Here is a 23,305-nt window from a genome sequence, read left to right as displayed (position 1 = left end):
TAAAAACAGAGCTCTATATAGCTGCTGCCTAGCATTCAGGCAGTGAACTTCATTTTTTGAAAATTCACGCTTGACAGATACCCCTCTCGACCCTATTCTCGCCGACGGGTACATGGCAGAGCGGTTGAATGCACCGGTCTTGAAAACCGGCAAGGGTTAACGCCCTTCGGGGGTTCGAATCCCTCTGTACCCGCCAGTTTATGAAAACCACCCTTATGGGTGGTTTTTTCATGTGTGCATTTCATAAAGGGATGAGAACCTAAGGTTCGAAAGTGAACATGGAGAGCGCAAGGTAAGGACTAACAGGACGAACCAAAACCTCTATGAGAGCGCAAGGTAAGGACTAACAGGACGAACCAAAGCCTCTATGAGAGCGCCCGTAAGCGAACGTAAGTGAAGCTCAAAGGAGCAAAGCGACTGGCAATCCCTCTGTGCCCGCCACGTAAAGAAGCTTCCTTCGGGAGGCTTTTTTTTATTTGTTGTGATTCTACATATTTCAGTGTATACAAAGAGTATCTACCCATCTTCTTTCAATTTCAAACACAGGAGACCTCTATGCAGGCCCCTTCCCCCTTCTTTGTCCTGAGTAACGCAGGCTGTTTTATGAGCCTGATGGCACCGCGTGATTTTTCAATTACGCATCCTGTGCCTTCTCAGGTGAACTGCCCATCCTTTTTGACGGCCTACCTTTACCGTAAGCTTACAGCTTGCCTTGCGGGTGACGAAGCCTTTAAAGAGCAAGCCCGTAGCACGTATGAAGGCTTTATGACCAAAATTCACGAAGCACGCCCCCATGGTGACGGCGATTGGTTTATGTGGTCGTCCCTCCATTTGGCAGCTGACAGCTTTGTGACAAGGGCCCTTGGCAATGTCCCCTATGCTACCGTGGAACGCTGGGAAGCAAACCATGCGCATACGTGGCAAACCATCCTGCTGACCTACTACTGCACGGATGCAGGCCGTAAGTTCTTTGACGAGGTTATCGATCTGAGCGGTAGTAACGCGCTTGCCTATACATGCACGGATAAGGCATTTGGCATTGGCTTTTCATATGACAATACCAATATCTTCAAGCCTGAAACGTGGACTGGTGAAAACCAGTACGGCAAGGCGCTTCAAAGCTTCCGGGATACGTTGATCAAGAATCCCGGTGCCTATGCAACGGACCCAAAGTACAAAGATCCCTTTAATTAATCGATTGAGAAAGCTCCCCTAGAGGGAGCTTTTTCTTTAAGCCATACCCCTTAAAATTCGGATACGTCTTTCAATTGGGGGGTGGGTTGCGAAGACAGAGAAGAGTCCTGAGTTGAGGCCTTTCATATATGGTGGGTGCTCAATACACATGGCGTCTAACTCATCTGGCAAGTGTTCAATTTTAGATTTTCCTGAGATTTTTTCGAGAGCAGATGCGAGGGCTAGTGGATTTTTGGTGAGTTCGACCGCACCAGCGTCGGCTAGGTATTCACGTTTACGAGAGAGCGAAAAACGAATCAGTAGCGCAAGCAGGCTTGCAAACTGTAGAACGATATAAGCCACAATCATAAAGATGAATAACTGGTTCTCCTTGCCTTTTTTACTACTGCTTGAGCGGACGCGGTAACGTCTATTACGGTGGAACAGACTGATGTACTCTAAAAGAATACTAAAGATGCCCACAAACACGATAGAGATGATCAGGAGCCTGACGTCACCATTCATAATATGCGTGAGTTCGTGTGCCAGTACCGTTTCCATTTCGTCATCATCTAAAGCCTCTATAAGGCCTGTGGTGACTGTGACTGTATAGGTATTTCGGTTGATACCACTTGCAAAAGCATTAAGAGCATCACTTTCAATAACAGCAAGCCATGGCATAGGTAGCCCGCGAGAGATACAAAGATTTTCAAGCATGTTGTAGAGTTCTGGGTATTTGTCTCTACCCACCAAGTCTGCATTGGCCATTTTATTGACAATACGCGTGTTTAAACGGTAAGCAATCAGGAACCAAACAAGGCACGCCCCAGCAATATGTGGCGTGTATTGCAATACCGTGTAGAACGAACCGCTAAAGATGGCCCCTGCATCCACCTGCCCCATTTCACTCTGAATCCAGAATGTAGAGAGTGACAGAATGAGATAGCAGGTCACAAAGATAAGAAGCGGAAAGCCACACAGCAGCATAATAGAACGGGTATTGTTCTTCCAGATATGCTGCTTAAGGCCAACAGATGCGTATTGTGTCATGTGTATTAGAACTCAACCTTTGGTGCTTTGTGCGCTGCTTCAGCTTCATCAGCGTTCAGCTCAAAGAAAGCCTGCTGCTGGAAGTTCATCATGCGTGCAATAAGAACGTTCGGGAACTGCTCTACATAGGTGTTGAGTTCACTTGTAGCATTGTTAAAGAAACGGCGCGCTGCAGCGATCTTGTTTTCAATATCGCTCATTTCAGTTTGTAGCTCTTTAAAGTTCTCACTTGCTTTCAGGTCTGGGTAGTTTTCAGCTACAGCAAAAAGGTTCATCATCGCGCCGCCAAGCATGCCTTCCGCAGCTACGCGTTCATCCATGCTCCCTGCTTTACCAACACGTGTACGGGCTTCTGTTACTTCTGTGAGAAGCTTTTCTTCATGCTTCATGTAGCCTTTAACGGTTTCTAGAAGTTGCGGGATAAGGTCGTAGCGTTGTTTCAGCTGAACATCGATATCACTGAATGCGTTTTTACGTGTTTGTCTCAGCGCAACCAAGCGGTTGTAGATCAATACGCCGTAAGCTGCAATGGCCGCAAGCGCGATCCAAAAAATTGTGCTGAATGAAAATTCCATAAGTATAAAACCTGTTCTTTTATTATTAAGTGCTTAATGCCCAAAAAGTGTAGCACACACAAAGGTCTAAGCAAGGGCGTGTCATTTTTTCAAAAAGGTTTGTAACCAGTACTGTTGCAGTCCCGTATAAGTATGTAGACCCTGAAAGAATACGTGGAAGGATAATAATGAAGTACATGCTGGCGATTTTAGCAAGCCTTGCAGGCGGGACTGCATATGCAGAAGCAGCCCCGAAATCCAAGATTGTGGTTGAGTTATACACATCGCAAGGGTGTTCATCTTGTCCGCCAGCAGATAAAGTTTTACAAGAGCTCTCCGAAAGACACGAAAAGCTAGTACTTCCGCTTTCCTTCCACGTTGACTATTGGAACTACATTGGCTGGGAAGATCCGTTTTCATCAGAAGAAAACACCCAAAGGCAGCGTAAATACCGCGAGGTATTTGGACGCAGCAGTATCTACACGCCACAAGCCGTTATTAATGGTAAGCGTGAGATGGTGGGTTCATACAAGAATGACGTATTTACCGCCGTACATACAGAAGTAAAAATGCTTGATGAACGCCCTGATGTAACGCTGATTCAGAATGCCAAAGATATTACCGTGAGCATTGGTGCGGGTGAAGGCAATGGCGATATTATTGCTGTTGAATATACCCCGCATGAACGCACAGATGTGCTGCGCGGTGAAAACCGTAACCGCAAGCTGACCAACGTAAATATTGTAGATCGATTCTATAAAGTTGGCACTTGGGACGGTAGTGCACAGACGTTTAATATCCCGCGCGGTAAAAGCGAAGGCTACGCGATCTTGATTCAAAAGCCTGGACAGAGGCAGATTATTTCAGCGAACAATCTTTAAGCGCTTTTACCATCAGGTCTCTTGGTAAGAAGCATTCGTGCATATCTGATAGCAAAGAGTCCAAAAGAAGCTGCCCATAGGTAGCCTGATACCTGTACAGACTCTGTATAGTAATTTACCAATACTGTTTCTCCAATAAGTCTTGAGAGAGCAGCTCCCTGCAAAAGAACATAAGCTATAACCATAGATTTGAGTGAAACAATGGGTCTGCCTGTATGGCCAAGGCAGACTCGTGTCATCATGCCGAGAATCATGGTGCCAATCGCGCCAATGGTAAATGTATGTAAAACGGCTTGGAAAGAAACCAGCACGCCAAGCGCATAAAGGCCCTCTAGGAAAAACCCTAGTACCAGCCAAAAGTAGCCAAAATGCAGAATCCAAATGATAGGCACGCTCAATGTTTTGTGACTTTTCCATTGAGTAAGCCTTGCAAGGTGCAATGCAGATGTACAAAGCGCAAGGATACCAAACACGACGCCTGAGAAAGCACTTATATAGCCATAGAGGCACGTGACAAGCAAAATGCTCAACGATATTTCATTTATATACGGGAAAGCTTTGATCTCTATATCATGCCCGCGTTGCGTAAGGCCATTACGTGTAAAGAATGGCAGAACGCGCCCACCAATCACAGCGATAAGAAAGATAACAACATGCACCGCAAGATATAGAAGGTTGCTTGCTGAGGTTTCTATAACACCAAGAACAGATAAGTGGATGCCAATGTTGAGGAGCGTGAAGAGAGTAAGAATAACAAGAAAGGCCATGTTCCTGAGCTGCTCAGCCCTAATAAGCATAGGCGCAAGGCTGAGAATAACAGCAGGAAGGAACGCCCCCTCAATAATAGCCGCATAATGAGCCGGTAGAAAGTCACTCAACATAGCAGCGCGACCAGCCATCCAAAGCACAACAAGGCCGAGCAGTGTCCATGAGCGTACGGGCGGCTGTCCTGTCCAGTTAGCTGAAGCAGTCAGCAAAAAACCAGCAACCACTGCCATGGTAAACCCAAAGATCATCTCATGGCCGTGCCACAGCACAGGGTTCCATAATGTAGGTAGGGCATGAGCGCCAGTATAAGTCAGCACCCATAGCACAATGGATAGAACAGCATAAAGAGCCGCGAGTAAAAAGAATGGCCTAAAACCGATAGACAGGACTGGTAAGGCTTTCATGAAAAATTCCTTTGTTATTACGCCCTCACCTTACTCCTGTTTTAAGGAATAAGAAAGCCCCCAGCTGGGGGCTTCTATTTAGTAAGTTGTGGCCATTTCTGGTCGACCGCCCTTATATCCTCCACACAGAAAGACATTGCGGTTACGCAGATGGATGTTATTTGCATCCGTCACAACAATACGCTGCATGAAACCACAAGACGCAAACAGGCTTGCTACACGTGGTGGAACACGGTTCGCATCAACTACAAACATAGTAAGATTCTGCTTCATTTGCTCTACAGGCCATTCCCATAGGTCGTATTGGTTCATACGGTTACCACCTGGGTTAGCGTAAGCAACACGTGGCTGACCTTTTAGGTAGTAGCTGAGTACTGCAGCGTCACCGTAGCTGCGCACCATGACAACAGGGTCGCCAGCAATACGAGATTTCAAAACATCAATCATGTGCGCTGTTGTCTCCCAACCTTTAAGAGTCACCATTGGGTCTTTCTTAGGGATCGCGCTTTCTGCGCCCACAACCTTAAACGTTGCGCGCATAATAGATGTGTCATGCAAAGCAGATGTCACAAAGGCCGCAAGCAGAATACCTGCAATGGCAAATTTCTTCGCCACTTTACCTCTATCAGCAATGTAGCCTGCAAGAAGGATCACACCACCAAGGCATGCAAGCACTGGCCAGTTGGCTTGTACTTTTGAGCTAAATGACAATACAAAGAAGATGGCAAAGATCGGGAAACTCATCCAGAAGTATAGCTGTGCCTTCTCATCCTTTTTGCAAGATTTACACTTAGTGCACCACCATGCCATAAGAAGCATAATAAAGAGAATGCCGCCCCATACGCCAGCTTGCCCTGCAAGAAACTCAGGCATGGTTTCCATCCATTTAGAGCCAGACTCACCACCAGCTTGTCCAGCAAGGTGCTTAAGGCCTACACCTGCGTTTTGGTAGTTCCAGATCCATACAGGAAGCATTACAATAAGAGATGTTAAACCTGCTACGTAAATGTGTGAGTGGAATAGCCACTTACGACGGTTCTCATCCACAAGAAGGAATAGGAAGAGTAGTGGGTAAAAGATACCTGCACTGTACTTAGAAAGGCCCGCAAGACCAATTACAAGGCCAAGCATAATAAATGGCTTAAGAGGCTTATCTGTCCAATGCCAATCCATCTTAGCGAGCATACCAAGAGCCATTAGCCAGAACAGGCCTGTCACAACATCCGGTACCATAAGAAGGCCACCAGCTGCAAAAATAGGAACAACTTGATACATGGCAAAGGCCCATACACCCGCCTTCTCGCCTTTAAAATCGGCTGCAAGTTTATACACAAGCATCGCACTCAAACCATGAATAAGCACTGCTGGCAAACGTACAAGCACTTCACCTGAAATACCAATCAGGCCAAATGTGTTCGCAAATAGCGCATGAATCCATGTCACCATGGCTGGCTTACTGTAATAGCTTAATTGAAGGGTACGCGACCAATCCCAGTACTGTGCTTCATCAGGCCCAAGATCTAGTGGGCCAAGCCCTATATAAAGAAGCCTCAAGAGCATGAAGATAAGAGTTGCACCAAGAACCTTCTGGCAAGTAGAAAGCGTCTTGATAAATTGAATGGCTGGCATTATGCTGTCCCCCAAAATTATTATTTTTATCTCACTGTTAAGGAGCAAGAAAAAGAATGGCACAAAACAAAGACGATTTCAAATGCGGGCTATGTTTCGTATTTCCTATGGTAGCTGCGGCTATGATTCTCACATGGGTCGTGATGCATTATGGTTACGAAAACCAAATCGCAACTCACATTTACAACCCTGATGATAGCTTGAGCTGGACCCTTCGCCAATACGGTACATGGCCAGTGATGCTCATCACCCTTCTCTCTCTTGTTTACACAATCATTGTGCCGCTGCGCCGCAAGTCAGAAATGCTGCGCACAGCCGCTGCTGCATGGATTGTGACAATGGCAATTGGTACAGGGCTTATCTGTAGTGTGATTACAAAAGACTTTGTTGAGCGCCCTCGCCCACGCGATACCGTGCTGACTGAAGGAACTCTTGACGCAACAATCACAACTAAAGGCAACGCCGCTGAAATCGTTGGTAAGTCATTTGTAAGTGGTCATACAGCTACAGCAGCGATGCTTGCCGTACCTTTCTTTGCACTATGGGGTGCACGTCGTCGTAAAGCCGCGATGATTGTTTTTGCAGCAGGTACAGCTTACGCAGGCCTTATTGCTTACAGCCGCATGGTACTTGGTGCCCACTTCTTAACAGATAACATCTGGGCTTACGTGTTTGTGATCGGAACAGCAGCCTTTGTAACACCTATTTTTGCAAACAGAGATCTCAGCAATAAGATCACTCTCCCTGTTCTCGGTCTAGCAGCTCTATGTGTCGTTCTCTTTAATGACTTTAGAATCAATGTATCTATTGAGCCTATTTCTGATAGATATGACCTCACCTTTACATGTGACCACATCAACATCCTTGCTGATAATGATGAAAGCTACTTTAAGGCAACGGTTACAGGTGCTGGCGCCCCTATTAGTAACGTTAAGCTCTCAGAAAGCCAAATGAAGGTGTCTATGGATACAGGTTTTGGTCTCTTTAGAAAGATGAAGTGTGAAAGCGCTGACGTACGTCTTAAAGCGGGTGAGCGTATTCGTATCCCTAAAAGTGACGAGAACCCGATGAAGATCGTCATTGGACGCTACACACAAATGAACATTGTTGGCGAATGGTACACATTCCACGTCAATCCTAATGTGGGATATATTGACCACACCCCTATTGGAAGATACCCAATGAAGAGCTCAGAAGAGCAAAAATAACGCATTTTCCCGAATTTGAGGCTTGACATTCAGGCCTCAGTTCGGTAAAAGCACTTGTTACTGGCGGAAACACGCCGAAAAGAAGTTTTAATTCAGCCCTCGGGGCACTGAATAAATTAAGGATAAAGATTATGGCTAAAGTATGTGAAATCACTGGTAAGCGCCCAATGTCTGGACACAACGTGTCTCACTCTAACGTGCACACAAAGCGCCGCTTCATGCCTAACCTACAAGAGAAATCTTTCGCTAGCCCAATCCTAGGCCAGACAGTTCGTCTTCGCCTTTGCACAAACGCTATGCGTACTATCGATAAGTTCGGTGGCCTAGATGAGTTCATGCGTAACGTTAAGAACCGCAACACAAAAGCGTTCTCACGTGAAGCGACTCGCCTTCGTAAGCTTATCATCAAGCGTACTGAAGCTGAATCAGCTGAAAAGTAAGCTTTTCTAAATCGTTTACCGCGGGGTGGAGCAGCTCGGTAGCTCGTCAGGCTCATAACCTGAAGGTCGTAGGTTCAAATCCTGCCCCCGCAACCAATTAGATCAAGGACTTAATCATTTCTAATTAAGTCCTTTTTCATTTTATTAGAGTTAAACCAATTTTATCTAGTTCAGCATCAAGTACTTTTTGCATGACTTGCTCTCTCTTTGTATCAATATGCTTTTCTATGAAATCAAATAATTCAAAGTGCTTATCTTCAAAATGCACTGATGATGGTTGAAATAGCTCTGTTCCAATATATGGCGCTGAAAAACTTCCTTTCTTTTTCGAAATAGCAAATGCTAGTCTTGCCCACTCAATACCTTCATCACCGCTATGAGCTGCAAAATGATTTCTAAAACCCATTAATCTATTATGAGTATCAAGCATTTCACCAGAAAACATCTTCTTCTCGAGTTTAACCTTTCTACCATCTGCTGTTGTAAATAGTTTCCCATAAAATGTTACCGTTGCAACAAGGATAGCTTTCAGGTTCAAATTTAAGTCTGTGTATATTTCGCTGCTTCTCTGGAAGTTTTGGCTGAAATCATGGCCATTTTCTTCATGCATAGCCTGAGATAAGTTAGCCCAATATTTAATATTTTTAATATCTTTCTTTAATAAGGTGTAGCCAACAGCTCTTTTAGCTATTTGAGTTTTTATATATTTATGAGGAACCCGCTTTCTTTTGAAAAAATAGCTATAAATAACTTGTCCACTTGATTTATTGACCACAGACCTGCATTCCCAGCCTTCTGGACTCAATTTTTCCTTTTTAATATTTTTGCATCCCAATTGTCGTCCTCTCCTTTTGTTTCATTAAAGCGCTTACATCAAAAAAACAACTATAAGATGCAGGCATTATCTTTGTACAACAAAAAAGGCCCCTTGCAGGGCCTTTTTCAGTTTCGTTTTAGGTGACGTCACGGATGAGCGTCAGCGCGTTGAAGGGCATGTTAGGGTCAGTGATGACCTGAATGCCTTTCGCCTGTGCGGCCAGCAGCGAGTGCTGAACGTTCACGTCGTTCGGGTCCTTGAGCATCAGGATGTCAGGTTCCCGACGCAGCAGCGCCCGCGTCGCCTCAGCAATGCCGGGCTTGATGCGGTTCAGGTCGCTCACGCCATAGGTGCGCTGAACATTCTCCAGATACGCCATCACCTCCTGGTGACGGGCATCCCGATCCGCAGTTACGGCCGGCGCCGTTTGCACACGCCACATTTGCTGATGCACATCATCCAAGAACTTGGTGGAGATGTCATGCGGCTGCAGGTGGCTGTAGTAGACACAGGTGTGGAAGCTGCCGGGTTTCATGTCAATCAGAGCTGAGCGCGAAACCAGACCCGACACCACCGAGTTGAGAATACCCGAAGGCATTACGTAGTCATCGGTGGTGGCGCAAACATCAGCAGTGCCGCCAATGTCCGAAACCACATACAGCTCATCAGAGATCTGTGCGGTGTTTTCGGCGTTCCATTTGGCAACAGCGCTTTTCAGTTCACGGGTGATGGCGCCTTTGGCAGTCCAGCCGTCAACGAAGATGATACTCTCCGCCGGACGACCTTCAACTTCCAGCACATGGCGAATGGCTTCTTCATCCAGACCGCGGTCACGAATGATGGAAACCGCATAGTGCGCCACGTCCATTTTGTAGGCTTTGTTACGCAGAGCCCGCTGGAGCAGCGCACCAATGGGTGTGCCGGCCCGCGCAAGCGAGAGGATGGTGACCGTGGTACCACGGCGCTGCTTCACCTCTTCGGCCAGCCGCAGAATTTCTGCAGCCATGCGCTCTTTGTAACGCTCATGCATCTGGTTGAACAGAGTCATGTATTCAGGCAGCGGCGCCCCTTCCTTCGGAATGGTTTCGCTGTAGTGTGCCTTGCCGGACTGAATGGCCTTTTCCCGTGCGCTGGCGTCCATCACAGCCTTTTCGGGCATGGGAATGGGACGCAGCAGGAAGATGGCATCAGACGGGTGATAGCTACCAGAGAACGGCAGCGGGTTTTCCAGGCGGAGTGCTTGGGATTGAGTCATTAGATATGCTCCATGATTTGAGATTTTGGGGGAACGATGGTGTAGTGACACAGCTGCATGAACGGAAGATCCGTCAAGCTATCTCCTGCACCGATGAAGAGAGGCGTTTGCCTGCTCTGTTGTTGGATGTTGTCCATAAGGAACTGCGTTGCGCGCTCTTTACGAACGCACGGCGGGAGGAACGATGCCCCTCTTCCATTAATATGCAGGCCAGAATTGATTGGCCAGAAATTATGAAAGAGATGTCTTGCCACTGCATCTACATCAGATGCATCATCACCACGCATGGTGATATACAGCGGCACACCAAAGTCATGAACAAGTTCAAGACGACAATCGGCTTCCAGGTGTTTCAGCTCTTTTTCAAAGCTTGCAAGAACCTGATGAAGTTTGGCTGCCCATTCTTCTTGCTCTTTGCCGATGTGATCCTGCCAAGCGGCATCAATCTGGTTGTTTGCATCCAAGAGGGTTGCACCAGAGTTGATGATCTTGTACGAGGAGAAGTTCAGCTTCATGCGGTCAATTGTACGCACACGATCCCTCAAGGTTACAGGTACCACGGTACCCATAGCATTGAGGTGCTGCCAGAACATCAGCTGTTCCATGGTTTGGAAGTTGCAGTCGTTCCCATGCCTGTCGAGCGCTGCGGTAAACAGCGGCCCCTCAGGCGGACATTTCCTTTTGGTTTGCATGAACGTGTCATCCAAATCCACAAAGATCCATGTGGTCATGGGGGAGTTTCCTTTTTCCAAAAAGTAAAGATAGGTGAGTTGTAGGCCTTATATAGGAACAAGGCGGATTTATTTCAAGTGCGTAAAAAAACCATTTACATTGTATACAAGATATTGTATTGTCTTTTCACTATTGAATCTTACCCTTCCATTTTTCCCTCTGGATAAAGGAGTCGTCCTATGACGATTTTTCAGAATACCATCCAATCTGGTGAAATGAGCATTTCCCTTCGCCATCAAGCGATGCCGATGGATCAGCTGATCACCTTTGCCTCGCGTGAAAATCCCAAGCGTGGCTTCTATTTTGTTTCAAAAGTGATGGGCAAGCACATCCCCTGCCAGCCGTCCAAGATGCGTCAAGCCTATGAAAATCTGGCCAACATGATTGACCAGCCGCATGAGCCGACGCTCATCATTGGGCTTGGCGAAGCAGCAACGGGCCTCGGCGCCGGCGTGGCAGACAGCCTCAGCCATCGCATGTCTCATCCGCAAGTTCTGTACATGTACAGCACGCGGCAAGCTGTCGATCAGGAGATCCTGTGTACCTTTGACGAGGTTCACAGCCATGCGCCCAATCACATTCTGTATGAGCCTCAGGGCTACAAAAAGCAGATGTTCAACCGCGCCAAACACTTGGTGTTGATTGATGACGAGATGACCACCGGCCGCACCATCAGCCTGCTTGCTGAAAAGGTGGCCGAGCGTATGCCCTCTGTGGAGCGCATCACGATCATGTCTCTCATCAGCTGGATCTCCGAAGAACGGGAACAGGAAATCGCTGCAACGATGCCCTGCCCCACCGTGTTCCGCAACCTGCTGGCCGGCGAATTCTCGTTTGAGAAGAACCCGAACTACAAAGCAGACCTGCCGACACGGACTGAGAGTGAAATCTCCAGCTCCAATGCACGTTTGGACACGGGCCGTACAGGCCTGCTGATGCCTCATCAGACCATCCAATATGATACCCGCGGCTTTGAACAGCCTCAGGTACCGCTGCTGGTGGTGGGCACGGCCGAATTCACGTTCGAACCGTTTCTGTTTGCAGAACGCCTGGAATGGCTTGGCCACAACGTCAAGTTTTTGGCAACCACACGCACCCCAATTGCCCTTGGCGATGCCATTGAGAACAAGGTGACATTCAACGGGACATATGGCGACAATACCAGCCCTGTGAACTACCTGTACAATGTTCCCATGATGGGGCGTGCCTGTCTGGTTTGCTATGAAAACCAGGAACAAGCCGAAGTTTCGGGCCTGCGGGAAGTGATTCCTGATTTGGTGCCGATGGTTCTGCCTGAGCGCGGTGCTGTGAGCAATCTTCCACCTTTGCGGGTGGTTGCACCTACCCAGATCATGAACGTGGCTGCAGCCTGATAAACGATAGGAATTTCCCCCGCTTTATGCGGGGGTTTTTCTATATAAGGGTATATACAGTGTAAAAAAACACCCCCTGTTACGGGGGTGTTTCTTGTTTCGTTTAGAAGGGCAAGGTGACCCAGTTCAGTTCATTGTTCAGGGCATAGCCCACGAATGCAATGTACAGAAGCCCCATCATGAAGCCGTGAACCAGCTTGATCTTGCGCGGAATCAATAGAACCATAACGGTCAGAGTTGAAACCACCAGAAGAGCAATACGCAGCGACTGGATGTCAGCATCTGTCGGCATGGCAATGGAGCCATTGACAGCGGTAAAGATCAGCAGCGGAAGGCCGAGAGCAATACAGATGTCAAAGGTGTTGGAGCCAAATGCGTTGGCCACAGCATCCTCATAGTTGCCTTTCAGAGCGTCTTTAACAGACAGGATTGTATCCGGAACAGACGAAGCTGCAGCACCCAGAATCAGTGCGGTCACCATCGGGTGAACGCCCATGACATGAGCACTTTCCATGATGCCTTCACCAAGGACGAAGCAAAGAACAACCAGAGCACCAGTGCTCAGGATCAGCCAACGCCAGGCTTTACCTGTGGTCATCGGCTCACCGTCATCATCCTCGTCATCATCCTCTTCTGCTTCTTCAACCGTGTGGTTTTTGGCTTGCCACCACATGTAGAGCACATAAGGAATATACAAGCCAACAAGGCCTGCACCTGCCCAAATTGTCAGGGTCTCAAAACCCAGAACAACAATCAGCGCTGCTTCAGCAATGATCAGTGCAATACCGTCACGCAGCATGGCTTTACGGTCAATCTCAATTTCAGAGATCTTTTCACCGGCCACAACCGACACAATGCCAAAGGTAGCAATGCGCAGCAAGAACGGCGACATGACAGCCATGATCGACAGCATCGGAATGATGTTGCCGTTAAAGACAGCCGAACCCGCCGTTACACTGATCCCCGCGGCAAAAGATGCCGGAGAAACAATGAAGAAAAGCAGAGCCATAGTTGTCCAGAACTCGGGCATTGAGGACCCCATCGCATAGTAGGTTGCCCCTTTTACGCCCGGCGGCATGTTACGTCCGAGATAATCAGCAGCGTCTTCAAAGAAGTTACAGACCCAGGCAATGCCTACCGTAACCACCCCAAACACAACTGCCAAAACGGCGAGTTGCCACAGAAAGGGAAGTGTATTGATAAAGTGTAGCACAGAAGATCTCCTTTCGTGCCAAGTGGGAGGAAAAGTCGCTTCCCTATATAAGGAAGCATGCGAAAAAAAGTATACAAAATCATAAAGCATCCAGACTATAGCCTCTGTATACAAACAATACAAGGGAAACCTCTATATTTTTTAGCCTTTTTTAGAAAAAGTAAAAAAAATGCAAAAAAATTGTATTCAACACTTGACGGCTTCCATTGACCGTCTTATATGTTGGTCATCTGCTACGGCACATATCTTAATTAACGTTTAATCTAAGTTGCTTAACGGCATCCTCTAGATGACACATTGATTGTGAGAGTTCACACGCGCGTGTGCTCAAAGCAGTATCACCGCACAAGGCAATTCCGCTGCGTGCAAATCACTTCCACCAAACCTCAAGGAGAATCTCATGTTTGGTAAACTCTTCAAAAATGCTTCCAAAGCTTTCGACAGTGTTGTTCAGGGTGCAAAAGCCGCAGGCAACCGCCACCTGGGTCCGGACTATCTGAAAGCATGTGCATTCCTGGGCGCCGGCGTTGCTGCAGCTGATGGCTCCATCGACGACAGCGAAGTTCAGGTTCTGGTTGCGGTCATGCGCGACATGGAAGAGCTGAAGGCCTATGGCGACGACGAGATCATGGACGCAGTTTCCGCCGGTGTCGGCAAATGGAAAATCGCTCCTGCGATCGGCAAGATGGAAACCCAGAAACTGCTGAAAGCGCTCGACAACGAAAAGCAGCAGTATGCTCTGGCCATCGGCTGTGCGATCGGCGGCGCCGACGGCGACTTCGACGACGACGAAAAGGCACTGATCTCCGACTTCGCAAAGCTGGTTGGTATCAACCCGGCCGATCTGGGTATTTAAACCACCCAGACTCCGATGCAAATCGATTCAAGAAATGGAAGCCTCACGGCTTCCATTTTTTCTTGTGCCCTGCTTTCTGTTTATTGCTACAATCCCCCTTATGAAAAATATTACATATATTACTGGTAATGATCAGAAGTGGAAAACAGCTCAGGATATTCTGGGTGGCTACGGCATTTTGGTGAGTCGTAAAGCAATTGAGACACCCGAGGTACAATCGCTTCAGGTGGAGGATGTGGCCGCCTTCTCTGCTTATTTTGCAGCAGCCACGTTGGACGCCCCTGTTATTGTGACAGATGCAGGCTTTTACATTGAGGCACTTAAGGGCTTTCCGGGTCCGCTGGTCAAGCATGTGAATGATACACTGACCAGCAATGACATTCTCAATATGATGAAAGATCATGAGAACCGCAGTGTAACGGTTAAAGAGTGTCTGGCTTACTGTGCACCGGGCAGCGAGCCTGTAACCTTCACATCTGAGCAGAAGGCCACATTGGCAACTGAAGCCTCTGGAGAGCGTTCTAGCATTGATAATATCCTCATTTTACCGGGTTTTACGGAAACAGTCGGCACAGCCCCTAAGGAAAAGCTTGAAAAGTACTGGGTTGAGCAGCTGCAACATTATAGAGATTTTGCTGAATTTCTAAGCTCACAGTAGGCTTTGGCGAGGTATGTAAAAAAAAGTTGCTTCCCCCACTTGAAATGGCGGAAAACCAACACCATAACTTAATTACAAGAGGCTGGAACTAATTGACATGGTGTTTAGGGTTTAGTTGGTTTTGATCTCAGCGAGATAGGGTGCTGTACAGTTTTTACTTCCCCCTCTTCATGTGGGCACTCTATGGGCTTAAGGCGGGCAATTATTTGCCCGCCCTTTTTTTTGTTAAATAGGCCCGTTTTTTGCTACTATGGTTTCCAAATATAAAAACAATAAAAATTTGTGAGTTTCATGATTCAAGTGTTTCTACGTCAGCATGGGCTGCTTGCGCTAAGCATTGCGGGCCTTATCGTTCTTTCTACCCTCTCCTACTTTGCGGTTGGTGCCCTCGGTGATGCCGGTAGAGATGTGTACCGTATGGGCACAAAAAAGATGGCACAAAACGCTGAATTTACCCTGATGATTGAGACGCAAAAAGCAGACATTTTAAAAGCTAAGGGTGTGAGCGATGCAGATATGCGCAATCAGCTCCATACAAAGCTGAACAAAGAGGTTGATAAAAGCATTCTCCTTGCCCTCAGTATGGGCTCTAATGAGCTTGCCAACCCAACTAAAGAGCTTAAAACCTCTTACGATGAATACTTTAAACTGCTGCGTAACAGTGAAAAGGATAAAGCTGGCGTTTACCTAGACGGTAAAATTCTTAAAACGTTTGATCTGATTGAGAATGGTATTACGGCCCATCAAAAAGGTGCTATGAACTCATCTGATATGAGCCTCACTCTATTTGAAGACCAAGCACAGCGGGCACAAAACACACTTCTATTTGGTGTTCTCGCTATTATGGCTGTGGTATTTGCAGGCGGTATGATCAGCTCTCGTATGCGCAACACAGATAACCGCAAGACAGTCCTTCTCCTCAGTGATGTACAAAACCTCCTTAAGCAAGTGGTTGAGAGCTCTAACGATAGTAAGACCCTCACAGGCGGCATGACAAAGCGCGCCGTTGCTTCTGTTGAGAATATTCAGAACGTTTCTATTGCCACTGAAAAGAGCACAGAAACAATGACACATCTTTCATCAGCAATTGAGAAGATGGCCACAGCTGCTACAGAGATCAGTAAGCAGGTTGACCAATCTAACAGCATTGCAGGCCAAGCAATTGAGCAGTCTCACGCCAACAGCCGCCTAGGAAATGACCTGCGTAAAGAAGTAGAGAAGATTGGAAGCGTTGTTGAGCTGATTAGTGATATTGCTGAGCAAACCAACCTCCTCGCCCTTAACGCTGCTATTGAGGCTGCACGTGCTGGTGATGCAGGTCGAGGGTTTGCCGTGGTTGCTGAAGAGGTTCGTGCCCTTGCCAACCAAACAAACGAAGCCACAGAAGATATTGTGACGCAGATTGAATCTATCCAAGATATTACATCGCAAATGTCTGACTCGATTAGAATGACAGCACAAACGATTGAAGAGACAAACTCTATTGCCCACCAAGTGAGCCAAGCCGTAACAGAGCAAAGCCACATTACGGGTAGTATTCGTGGCAGCGTGACAGAGATGACCTCTGCGACCTCTCAGATTAATGCTGACATGAGCGAAGTGATTCAGATGGCGCAAATGGTTGGAGACGACGCATTTAGGCTTGAGCAAAGCACAGACGACGTTGGTGAAACAGCCAGCCGCCTACAGATTAAAGTGGGTGCGTTTATCCGCTCGATTAAAGACATCATTTAATTTGATTCATACACTTGAAAATGGGGGCAAATGCCCCCATAACTTTACTTATCGAGTATCTTTAACTTTTGAGGCAATCCAATGATCAAATGGATCAAACGTGCGGCAATGACCGCTTTTCTTCTTCTCGTTGCAAGCGCTACCTTTCTGACCTTCGCCTACATGGACGAAGATGAAATGTTGGCAGCACACAAGGCAATCATCCTTGAAACGCAACCTGAAGCCGACGACGCTGGTGAATCCAGCTACTACGGTGAAAACGCAGTAAAGGAAGTTCTCCAGACCTGTGTTCGTTACTGGGACGGCAAGTGCGAAGTCTTCGACCCAACGCTGATGACAGCGGCGTCGAACAACCTTCCGCTGAACAGCTGTGCACTGGTCACCCGTATTGAAACTGGCGAAAGCATTTTCGTCCGGATCAACGATACCGGCGGCTTTGCAAAATATGACCGCGTCTTGGACCTTTCCATGGGCGCTTTTGCGAAACTGCAAGACACTGATAAAGGAACCATGGACGTAGAAATTCGTCTGGTGGAAAACACCGACCTGTGCCCACACTGGCCAGGCCGCGGGATTGAAACCCGTAAGATGTAAAATCGAGCAGTATGAAAAGGAGCCCTGTGTGGGCTCCTTTTCTTTTGCAGTATATAAAGAACTACTTCTTCTTAGTTGCCTTTGGCTTAGCGCCGTCACGGTGCTCAAGCACTTCATCAATAAGGCCGTATTTCTTCGCTTCTTCAGCAGTCATGAAGTTGTCACGGTCAGTGTCCTTCGCAACAGTCTTCTTATCTTTGCCTGTGTTATCAGCGATGATTTGGTTCAAGCGGTCTTTAAGTTCTAGAATTTCACGGGCGTGAATTTCAATGTCACTCGCCTGCCCTTGGAAACCACCTAGTGGCTGGTGAATCATTACACGTGAGTTAGGCAGAGCATAACGCTTGCCTTTTGCACCAGCAGCCAGAAGGAACGCACCCATGCTTGCCGCTTGACCAATACAGATTGTTGCTACGTCTGGACGGATGAACTGCATTGTGTCGTGGATTGCGAAACCAGCTGTAACTACGCCACCAGGGCTGTTGATGTAAATTGAGATATCGCTCTCAGGATCTTCACTCTCAAGAAACAGAAGCTGCGCCACAATCAGGTTTGCCATATGGTCTTCAACTTGACCTGTTAGGAAGATCACACGCTCTTTAAGAAGGCGTGAGTAAATATCAAAAGCACGCTCTCCACGTGGAGACTGCTCCACAACCATTGGGACAAGCCCGCTCATTGATGGGTCTGTGTGATTTTCTAGAAATGATCTAAATGTCATGGCGTTTGTTTCTTTCTTATTCTTGAGCCAGTAATTAAAACTTAATAATACCTCAGTATAGCTTGCATTGGGGCGTTTGCAAATGCCCGTCCTCTTTAATGCTTAAGGGGGTGCGGCCTTTATGCATAAAAACACCCCGCTATTGCGGGGTGTTTTTATTATAGAGGTCTATTAACCAAGTTCTTGGATAAGCTCTTTCGGATCAACAGTCTTGTCTTTGATCTCAGATTTGCTCATCAACCAGTCAGTCACTTTCTTCTCGTAAAGTGGACCAGCGATTTGGTTACGCTTCTCTGGGTTTGCGTAGAACTTCTCTACTTCGTCCTTACGGTCTGCAAACTGTGCAGAGATTTTAGCAACTTCTTCATCGATTTCAGCATCGCTCACTTGGATGTCTTGTACTTTACCGATTTCAGCAAGTAGAAGGCCTAGACGTACACGGCGCTCTGCAAGACCACGGTACTCAGCACGAAGTTCATCTTCGCTCTTGCCCATGTGCTCAAGGCCCATGCCGCGCTGTTGTAGCTCTTGTAGTTGCTGATTCCAAATGCTATTGAACTCCATGTCCACAAGACCTGATGGGACTGTGAATGCGTTCTTCTCATCTAGTTTATCAAACATTGTACGCTTTAGGCGTTGCTCTGAAGCGTTTTGCAGGTCACGTGTGAGGTGCTCTGTAATTTGTGTCTTAAGAGCGTCTACAGAGTCTGCACCAGATTCTTTAGCGAAAGCTTCATCAATTTCTGGAAGTGTTACAGATTCAACCTTTGTCACTTCAACAGTGAATGTAGATTTCTTGCCTGCAAGCTCAGCATTATGGAAGTCTTTCGGGTATGCGTGTGTGAACTCTTTTGTTTCGCCTGCTTTCATACCAACGATGTGATCTTCAAAACCTGGGATAAGCATGCCTTGACCTAGCTCAACTGTTTGGTCTTTCATTTCACCACCAGGGAAAGCTTCTTTCTCGCCTTCTAGAATACCTGTTGCGTTCAGCGTAATACGGTCAGCTGCTTCTACAGCACCGTCTTTTGCTTCAAATGTCTTACGCATGTCACGTAGACGATCGATAACGCCGTTTACTAGATCTTCGTTTGGCTCAGCAGTTTCACGCTCAAGCTTTAGACCCTCAAAACCTTTAGGTTCGATTGTTGGGAAAAGGTCGACCTTCATTGTGTAAGACATTGCTTGACCTGCAAGAACTTCACCAGCCTCTTCAATGGCTGGCATGCCGGCAGCGCGGATTTCGTTCTTGTTAAGTGCGTCCATAGCAGTTGTTTGGATGATTTGCTCTTTAAGCTCACCATAAACTTTAGAGCCAAAACGTTGGCGGATTACGTCTACAGGAATGTGACCTTGGCGGAAACCGTCAATCTTTTGTGTTTGAGCTAGGTAACCAAAACGTGCATCAGCCATTTTATCGATTTCCTCAGCAGGAATCGTCACAGTGACACGACGCTCAAGTTCGCTAATTTCTTCTACTTTAATGTCCATTGGCATTTCGGCCTGTTGCATGCGGTTTACCCCATCCTTCTTTTTAAAAATTCTCTTCTTTTGCTCCCTGCCCTTTATTTTTTGAATATTAAATTCATAAAATAAAATGCCTCCGCAAAATTTATCTTGGTTTAAAACTTAGTCTTTTTAAAAACAGTGTCTACACCCTGTTTTTGAGTTGTTTTAAACCGCTCAAAAGCTCTGAAGCTTTTGGCTCGGCAACTGCCTCGCACTGCGTACTTGATTTATTTATTCAGCACTGGCCCATAGCCTACTGATTTATGTGTATTTGTAAAGCTTTTTGTAGGTTCTGACAGCTTCTTGTCACTTTTTTGCACTGCATGCTTTTTCAAGGGCTCATAAATTTTTAAGGCATGATGTTTTAGGGTAGGAGAAAACCATGGAAAACATTCAATACTTGGGTTGGGCAGCACTGGTGATTTACCTGATTGCACCCTTGTGCAGAATTCCGCGTAACACAATGAAAATTACAACAATTGGTGAATGTTTTAATATTCTGCTTTATACGCTTTCTATGCAATGGGTGGGCGCGCTTTCTATTACATTAAATACCATTCGAGCTGTATGCGCTATTTACGCATCTGATAAAGTATTACGCTACGCGATGATTGCTAGCTTGAGCCTTGTTTGGGGTGCAACACTTTATTATTTAAAATTCCCTTATGATATTCTTATTGCATTTGCAGCAACTTCTATCGCCTTCTCTCAGAAAAATCGTGATAACTTTTATGCGTACCGTAGCTTCGTTATCCTGTCACAAATTCTATGGATCATGCACTCATACCTAACAGGCATGCACACAATGATGGTGACATGTGCCATTATGGCTGCTGTTCACCTCGTGACTGTAAGCTACTACGCTTACAAGGCGTACAGAAATACTGGAACTTTTAACATATCAGCCTCGCAGTAAAAAAGCGCCCCGAAGGGCGCTTTCTCATACAGATCTAATTTACTCAGCAAAGGTTACTGTTGCTACAGCACGCTTTACTTTCTTCTCAGGCCATTTCTTCGCTGGTGTTGGTGCCATAGACATAGACGCTGTCGCTGTACCTTCACCCGGCTTTAGAATCACTTCTCCACCATCACTCTTAACAGAGACTTCACCATCTACAACAAACACTTCACATGTCGTCTCAAGCATGCCGCCCCATACCGTTGTGCCGCGGATACCCACTGTTGCAAACTCAGTTTTAATCTCACGCTGGGACGTTTGTTTTTTGCCTTTACCTGTTACGTATAGGTAAGCACCTTTCAGCACTTTAAGAATCTGCTTATCTTCTTCAAGTTTAAAGTCTTCTAGAGAAATCGCAGAGTTGCTACCAACAGTCAGCTCAGTCCCTTCAAGAAGGCGTACAAGAACCTTACCGTTAGAGCTTGTTGTAATCATATCTTCTTGGAAGATCTCTGCGCCTTTACGAAGCTGCATGCCATCTACTGTGTAAGCACCACCTTCAATTTTAGTCACATACCCAATCACATCGCCCTTGGCCCACACGATGCATGGAAGAAGTAGCGTAAACATAAATGTAAAAATCGTTTTCATACCCAAAAGGGTAGCACATGGCGAAGTTATCCCCAAATGATTGGCAGAACCGCAAGGTAAGAGAGTCCACCAATAAGAGCCTGTTGCTGCCAGCGCCCTTCTCCCCAGAAAACTGAGGAAATCAGCATTGTCAGCGGTACAGACATTGTCATCGCCATAACAGCAAGAGTCACAGGGATATAAGTGACAAGAAGGCTTAGAATAATCGCCTCAGAAATCAACCATGTAACACCTGCAATCATTGCACTTTTATCGGATAGACGCTCCAGAATCGGCATGCGGCTACGTCCAATAAAGAGAGACGTGAAATAAATCCCAAAGCCAGAAAGTGCGAAATGAACATACCAGTGTGCTTCTGAAAGCACAATTTGATCCGTTACACCTGGTAGTGCCGAGATAAAAATGAGAAGGAAGAAAAGCCATTTGTACTCTTTTGGAAGTTCGGATAGGTGCCCTTTTACCGTAAAGAACAGGCCAAGCACAAATAGAAGCCCTACACTCACCCACTGAAGGCCACTTAAAGCCTCACCAAGGAACATGTTCATACAAGCCAGCACAGCAATCGTCATCATGCCTCTAAACTCTGCACTTGATGAAGAGTGCGTACGGATCTTCTGCATAATCACAATAGTTGACCACAAGGTAAACCCTTTAAAGAAAGACACGAGCCAAATAACTGGAGACAGCGTTGAAGCATGCACAGTTTCATCCCAGTAAAACGGCATCATCGCCAGCGCACCAATACACATCCATAGACCAATAAAGTAAGCTGCATCACCTGCGCGGCGCATCCTTGCAACTGGACGCAAAACAATTGGGCGTGAAAACGCGCACAAAAACAGAATCAGCATTACAATAAATTGGCTTTGAAGAAGTGTTTCCAATACGGTATTCCCTTTTTAAATCTGTAGATATGATATAGAAAAACAGCGCTTTTACACGATAATTTTAAAGAATTTCAAAAAGGGCAAAAAAAGTCGTTGCAAGAATGCAGGGATTGCGATAAAACATCTCAGTCCGTCGGGGATTAGCGCAGCCTGGTAGCGCGTCTGGTTTGGGACCAGAAGGTCAGAGGTTCGAATCCTCTATCCCCGACCATTAAAAGAGCACCCTTTATGGGTGCTTTTTTGATGGTTTGAGTGGGTGGATGAGAACCTCTGGTTCAAAAGCATAGCGCCCGTAAGCTTTACGCATGTAAAGCGCAAGGAGCAAAGCGACTGGCAATCCTCTATCCCCGACCATTAAAAGAACACCCTCTTGGGCGTTTTTTATATCCTCATACTTCTCCCCCTGCTAACATCCCTTCCGATATATTTAAATAATAGAAAGATAGATGAAATGTCTCTTATTGTTTCATTGATTATTGGTGGTGTCGCAGGTTGGCTTGCTGGCAACATCATGAAAGACTTCGGCCACGGTATGGTTAAAAACATTATCATCGGTATTGTTGGTGGTGTTATTGGTGGATTTGCACTTGGCCTTGTAGGTATTAGCCTTGGTTCAGGTATTATCGGTAGCATGATTACAGCGACTCTTGGTGCTGTTCTCCTTCTATGGATTATCGACTTCCTTAAAAAGAAGAAAAAATAAGCTGCTTTATGCATAAAAGGCGCCTTACTAAGGCGCTTTTTTATATTCCCCTCTAGACATTTTCTATCCATCACCTATCATACCTGCAAACACAACCCTAAAGAGGTCTTAAAAAATGAAAAAACAACTTACCTTAGCTGTATGCCTAATTGCCCTTTCTGGCTGCTCTTCTTACCGTACAAACTCAGATATGAGCTTTGACTCAACAGATGCCTTACCTGCACATACTGCAAACCTACTTCCAATTGGCATTGATGTAACTGGTAAAAAATACGATGAGCTTGGCACTGTTAAGGCATCTATCAAAAAACTAACTGCTTTCCACAAAAACCCAACACAAGAGCAAGCAAATATCATTCTTTCTCATGAAGCGAAAAAGCTAGATGCAGATGCTGTGATTGATGTGACTTATGACTCAGGCATTGCACTTGACTCATGGGGGCGCATGAAAGCTGAAGGAACTGCAATTAAGTTCACAAAGTAACTCCACTTTTACTGAACAGAGCATTACCTATACATTAATATCCCTCATCATACCTCTTACGCTAAGTAAGAGCATCGAAATAGAACAGCCCCCAAGCGGGGGCTGTTTTTATT

25 protein-coding genes and 3 tRNA genes are annotated in these 23,305 nt (G+C 46.3%); 15 read left to right on the top strand and 13 right to left on the bottom strand.

Going from position 1 to position 23,305, the window contains the following annotated elements:
* Positions 1-106: 106 nt before the first annotated feature.
* Together VX730_08890 and VX730_08885 are read left to right on the top strand one after the other, a co-directional pair.
* Positions 107-196, top strand: a tRNA-Ser gene (locus VX730_08890).
* Positions 197-555: 359 nt separating this feature from the next.
* On the top strand, positions 556-1,194 hold the full coding sequence (locus VX730_08885) for a hypothetical protein (GenBank protein MEC9292502.1): 639 nt from the start codon (positions 556-558) through the stop codon (positions 1,192-1,194).
* Between the two features lie 36 nt (positions 1,195-1,230).
* Here the strand turns inward: VX730_08885 and VX730_08880 are convergent, their stop codons facing one another.
* Together VX730_08880 and VX730_08875 are read right to left on the bottom strand one after the other, a co-directional pair.
* A complete protein-coding gene (locus VX730_08880) occupies positions 1,231-2,223 on the bottom strand; it encodes a M48 family metallopeptidase (protein MEC9292501.1) in 993 nt (330 codons plus the stop codon).
* Between the two features lie 5 nt (positions 2,224-2,228).
* Positions 2,229-2,798, bottom strand: a complete 570-nt coding sequence (locus tag VX730_08875; GenBank protein ID MEC9292500.1) for a LemA family protein — start codon at positions 2,796-2,798, stop codon at positions 2,229-2,231.
* A gap of 167 nt (positions 2,799-2,965) precedes the next feature.
* On the opposite strand from VX730_08875, the gene VX730_08870 reads away from it, so the two are divergent.
* Positions 2,966-3,658, top strand: a complete 693-nt coding sequence (locus VX730_08870) for a DUF1223 domain-containing protein (GenBank protein ID MEC9292499.1) — start codon at positions 2,966-2,968, stop codon at positions 3,656-3,658.
* On the opposite strand, the gene VX730_08865 is transcribed toward VX730_08870, so the two are convergent.
* Together VX730_08865 and VX730_08860 are read right to left on the bottom strand one after the other, a co-directional pair.
* Positions 3,655-4,830, bottom strand: a complete 1,176-nt coding sequence (locus VX730_08865; protein MEC9292498.1) for an NnrS family protein — start codon at positions 4,828-4,830, stop codon at positions 3,655-3,657. The two genes, VX730_08870 and VX730_08865, sit on opposite strands and share 4 nt — an antisense overlap.
* Positions 4,831-4,908: 78 nt before the next feature.
* Positions 4,909-6,459, bottom strand: coding sequence for a glycosyltransferase family 39 protein (locus tag VX730_08860; protein MEC9292497.1), 1,551 nt, complete (start codon positions 6,457-6,459; stop codon positions 4,909-4,911).
* Positions 6,460-6,515: 56 nt separating this feature from the next.
* Between VX730_08860 and VX730_08855 the strand changes: the two genes are divergently transcribed.
* From VX730_08855 to VX730_08845, 3 genes are all read left to right on the top strand, one after another.
* On the top strand, positions 6,516-7,667 hold the full coding sequence (locus VX730_08855; GenBank protein ID MEC9292496.1) for a phosphatase PAP2 family protein: 1,152 nt from the start codon (positions 6,516-6,518) through the stop codon (positions 7,665-7,667).
* Positions 7,668-7,798: 131 nt separating this feature from the next.
* Complete coding sequence (gene rpmB, locus VX730_08850) at positions 7,799-8,107, top strand: 50S ribosomal protein L28 (GenBank protein MEC9292495.1); 309 nt, start codon at positions 7,799-7,801, stop codon at positions 8,105-8,107.
* 19 nt (positions 8,108-8,126) lie between these two features.
* A tRNA-Met gene (locus VX730_08845) sits at positions 8,127-8,203 on the top strand.
* Positions 8,204-8,243: 40 nt separating this feature from the next.
* Here the strand turns inward: VX730_08845 and VX730_08840 are convergent.
* The 3 genes from VX730_08840 to VX730_08830 form a co-directional block, all read right to left on the bottom strand.
* Positions 8,244-8,942: a hypothetical protein gene (locus VX730_08840; protein MEC9292494.1), complete on the bottom strand. Its 699-nt coding sequence runs from the start codon at positions 8,940-8,942 to the stop codon at positions 8,244-8,246.
* Positions 8,943-9,060: 118 nt separating this feature from the next.
* Entirely contained in the window at positions 9,061-10,179 is a 1,119-nt protein-coding gene (locus tag VX730_08835; protein ID MEC9292493.1) for a cysteine protease StiP family protein, read from the bottom strand.
* Positions 10,179-10,910 (bottom strand): hypothetical protein, encoded by a 732-nt coding sequence (locus VX730_08830; GenBank protein ID MEC9292492.1) that lies wholly within the window; start codon positions 10,908-10,910, stop codon positions 10,179-10,181. Before VX730_08830 ends, VX730_08835 begins: the two co-directional genes overlap by 1 nt.
* 180 nt (positions 10,911-11,090) lie before the next feature.
* On the opposite strand from VX730_08830, the gene VX730_08825 reads away from it, so the two are divergent.
* On the top strand, positions 11,091-12,284 hold the full coding sequence (locus tag VX730_08825; GenBank protein MEC9292491.1) for a phosphoribosyltransferase domain-containing protein: 1,194 nt from the start codon (positions 11,091-11,093) through the stop codon (positions 12,282-12,284).
* Between the two features lie 103 nt (positions 12,285-12,387).
* Here the strand turns inward: VX730_08825 and VX730_08820 are convergent, their stop codons facing one another.
* Positions 12,388-13,587, bottom strand: coding sequence for a hypothetical protein (locus VX730_08820; protein MEC9292490.1), 1,200 nt, complete (start codon positions 13,585-13,587; stop codon positions 12,388-12,390).
* 310 nt (positions 13,588-13,897) lie between these two features.
* Between VX730_08820 and VX730_08815 the strand changes: the two genes are divergently transcribed.
* From VX730_08815 to VX730_08800, 4 genes are all read left to right on the top strand, one after another.
* Entirely contained in the window at positions 13,898-14,353 is a 456-nt protein-coding gene (locus VX730_08815) for a TerB family tellurite resistance protein (GenBank protein ID MEC9292489.1), read from the top strand.
* A 100-nt stretch (positions 14,354-14,453) separates the two neighbouring features.
* A complete protein-coding gene (locus tag VX730_08810) occupies positions 14,454-15,011 on the top strand; it encodes a non-canonical purine NTP pyrophosphatase (GenBank protein MEC9292488.1) in 558 nt (185 codons plus the stop codon).
* A 291-nt stretch (positions 15,012-15,302) separates the two neighbouring features.
* Positions 15,303-16,745, top strand: coding sequence for a methyl-accepting chemotaxis protein (locus VX730_08805; GenBank protein ID MEC9292487.1), 1,443 nt, complete (start codon positions 15,303-15,305; stop codon positions 16,743-16,745).
* Between the two features lie 81 nt (positions 16,746-16,826).
* Entirely contained in the window at positions 16,827-17,339 is a 513-nt protein-coding gene (locus tag VX730_08800) for a septal ring lytic transglycosylase RlpA family protein (protein ID MEC9292486.1), read from the top strand.
* Positions 17,340-17,400: 61 nt separating this feature from the next.
* Here VX730_08800 and clpP read toward each other — a convergent pair whose 3' ends face one another.
* Positions 17,401-18,060, bottom strand: coding sequence for an ATP-dependent Clp endopeptidase proteolytic subunit ClpP (gene clpP, locus VX730_08795; protein MEC9292485.1), 660 nt, complete (start codon positions 18,058-18,060; stop codon positions 17,401-17,403).
* Positions 18,061-18,231: 171 nt separating this feature from the next.
* Positions 18,232-19,572, bottom strand: coding sequence for a trigger factor (gene tig, locus VX730_08790; GenBank protein ID MEC9292484.1), 1,341 nt, complete (start codon positions 19,570-19,572; stop codon positions 18,232-18,234).
* 379 nt (positions 19,573-19,951) lie between these two features.
* On the opposite strand from tig, the gene VX730_08785 reads away from it, so the two are divergent.
* Entirely contained in the window at positions 19,952-20,485 is a 534-nt protein-coding gene (locus VX730_08785) for a YgjV family protein (GenBank protein ID MEC9292483.1), read from the top strand.
* 39 nt (positions 20,486-20,524) lie between these two features.
* Here the strand turns inward: VX730_08785 and VX730_08780 are convergent, their stop codons facing one another.
* Together VX730_08780 and VX730_08775 are read right to left on the bottom strand one after the other, a co-directional pair.
* The gene (locus tag VX730_08780; GenBank protein MEC9292482.1) at positions 20,525-21,118 is read right to left on the bottom strand and encodes a FecR domain-containing protein; all 594 of its coding nucleotides are present in this window, start codon (positions 21,116-21,118) and stop codon (positions 20,525-20,527) included.
* Positions 21,119-21,144: 26 nt separating this feature from the next.
* Positions 21,145-22,002, bottom strand: coding sequence for a hypothetical protein (locus VX730_08775; protein ID MEC9292481.1), 858 nt, complete (start codon positions 22,000-22,002; stop codon positions 21,145-21,147).
* Between the two features lie 137 nt (positions 22,003-22,139).
* Here VX730_08775 and VX730_08770 point away from each other — a divergent pair.
* Positions 22,140-22,216 (top strand) — tRNA-Pro (locus tag VX730_08770).
* Between the two features lie 15 nt (positions 22,217-22,231).
* Here the strand turns inward: VX730_08770 and VX730_08765 are convergent.
* On the bottom strand, positions 22,232-22,360 hold the full coding sequence (locus VX730_08765; protein MEC9292480.1) for a hypothetical protein: 129 nt from the start codon (positions 22,358-22,360) through the stop codon (positions 22,232-22,234).
* A gap of 96 nt (positions 22,361-22,456) precedes the next feature.
* On the opposite strand from VX730_08765, the gene VX730_08760 reads away from it, so the two are divergent.
* Both VX730_08760 and VX730_08755 read left to right on the top strand, forming a co-directional pair.
* Entirely contained in the window at positions 22,457-22,708 is a 252-nt protein-coding gene (locus VX730_08760; GenBank protein ID MEC9292479.1) for a GlsB/YeaQ/YmgE family stress response membrane protein, read from the top strand.
* Between the two features lie 115 nt (positions 22,709-22,823).
* The gene (locus VX730_08755) at positions 22,824-23,192 is read left to right on the top strand and encodes a heavy metal-binding domain-containing protein (GenBank protein MEC9292478.1); all 369 of its coding nucleotides are present in this window, start codon (positions 22,824-22,826) and stop codon (positions 23,190-23,192) included.
* The last annotated feature ends 113 nt before the right edge of the window (positions 23,193-23,305 follow it).

It is taken from the genome of Pseudomonadota bacterium, from assembly GCA_036141575.1.
Taxonomy (GTDB): domain Bacteria; phylum Pseudomonadota; class Alphaproteobacteria; order UBA2136; family JAPKEQ01; genus JAPKEQ01.
This window is presented reverse-complemented; position numbering and strand designations above follow the sequence as displayed.

Excerpts from the sequence above, each read along its gene's own strand:
- rpmB (MEC9292495.1), top strand. The coding sequence starts at position 7,799 with ATGGCTAAAGTATGTGAAATCACTGGTAAGCGCCCAATGTCTGGACAC.
- VX730_08865 (MEC9292498.1), bottom strand. The coding sequence starts at position 4,830 with ATGAAAGCCTTACCAGTCCTGTCTATCGGTTTTAGGCCATTCTTTTTA.
- VX730_08885 (MEC9292502.1), top strand. The coding sequence starts at position 556 with ATGCAGGCCCCTTCCCCCTTCTTTGTCCTGAGTAACGCAGGCTGTTTT.
- VX730_08760 (MEC9292479.1), top strand. The coding sequence starts at position 22,457 with ATGTCTCTTATTGTTTCATTGATTATTGGTGGTGTCGCAGGTTGGCTT.
- VX730_08820 (MEC9292490.1), bottom strand. The coding sequence starts at position 13,587 with ATGCTTTATGATTTTGTATACTTTTTTTCGCATGCTTCCTTATATAGG.
- VX730_08835 (MEC9292493.1), bottom strand. The coding sequence starts at position 10,179 with ATGACTCAATCCCAAGCACTCCGCCTGGAAAACCCGCTGCCGTTCTCT.
- VX730_08855 (MEC9292496.1), top strand. The coding sequence starts at position 6,516 with ATGGCACAAAACAAAGACGATTTCAAATGCGGGCTATGTTTCGTATTT.
- clpP (MEC9292485.1), bottom strand. The coding sequence starts at position 18,060 with ATGACATTTAGATCATTTCTAGAAAATCACACAGACCCATCAATGAGC.
- VX730_08830 (MEC9292492.1), bottom strand. The coding sequence starts at position 10,910 with ATGACCACATGGATCTTTGTGGATTTGGATGACACGTTCATGCAAACC.
- VX730_08870 (MEC9292499.1), top strand. The coding sequence starts at position 2,966 with ATGAAGTACATGCTGGCGATTTTAGCAAGCCTTGCAGGCGGGACTGCA.
- VX730_08800 (MEC9292486.1), top strand. The coding sequence starts at position 16,827 with ATGATCAAATGGATCAAACGTGCGGCAATGACCGCTTTTCTTCTTCTC.
- VX730_08765 (MEC9292480.1), bottom strand. The coding sequence starts at position 22,360 with ATGGTCGGGGATAGAGGATTGCCAGTCGCTTTGCTCCTTGCGCTTTAC.
- VX730_08785 (MEC9292483.1), top strand. The coding sequence starts at position 19,952 with ATGGAAAACATTCAATACTTGGGTTGGGCAGCACTGGTGATTTACCTG.
- VX730_08825 (MEC9292491.1), top strand. The coding sequence starts at position 11,091 with ATGACGATTTTTCAGAATACCATCCAATCTGGTGAAATGAGCATTTCC.
- VX730_08875 (MEC9292500.1), bottom strand. The coding sequence starts at position 2,798 with ATGGAATTTTCATTCAGCACAATTTTTTGGATCGCGCTTGCGGCCATT.
- VX730_08815 (MEC9292489.1), top strand. The coding sequence starts at position 13,898 with ATGTTTGGTAAACTCTTCAAAAATGCTTCCAAAGCTTTCGACAGTGTT.
- VX730_08810 (MEC9292488.1), top strand. The coding sequence starts at position 14,454 with ATGAAAAATATTACATATATTACTGGTAATGATCAGAAGTGGAAAACA.
- tig (MEC9292484.1), bottom strand. The coding sequence starts at position 19,572 with ATGCAACAGGCCGAAATGCCAATGGACATTAAAGTAGAAGAAATTAGC.
- VX730_08860 (MEC9292497.1), bottom strand. The coding sequence starts at position 6,459 with ATGCCAGCCATTCAATTTATCAAGACGCTTTCTACTTGCCAGAAGGTT.
- VX730_08755 (MEC9292478.1), top strand. The coding sequence starts at position 22,824 with ATGAAAAAACAACTTACCTTAGCTGTATGCCTAATTGCCCTTTCTGGC.
- VX730_08880 (MEC9292501.1), bottom strand. The coding sequence starts at position 2,223 with ATGACACAATACGCATCTGTTGGCCTTAAGCAGCATATCTGGAAGAAC.
- VX730_08780 (MEC9292482.1), bottom strand. The coding sequence starts at position 21,118 with ATGAAAACGATTTTTACATTTATGTTTACGCTACTTCTTCCATGCATC.
- VX730_08805 (MEC9292487.1), top strand. The coding sequence starts at position 15,303 with ATGATTCAAGTGTTTCTACGTCAGCATGGGCTGCTTGCGCTAAGCATT.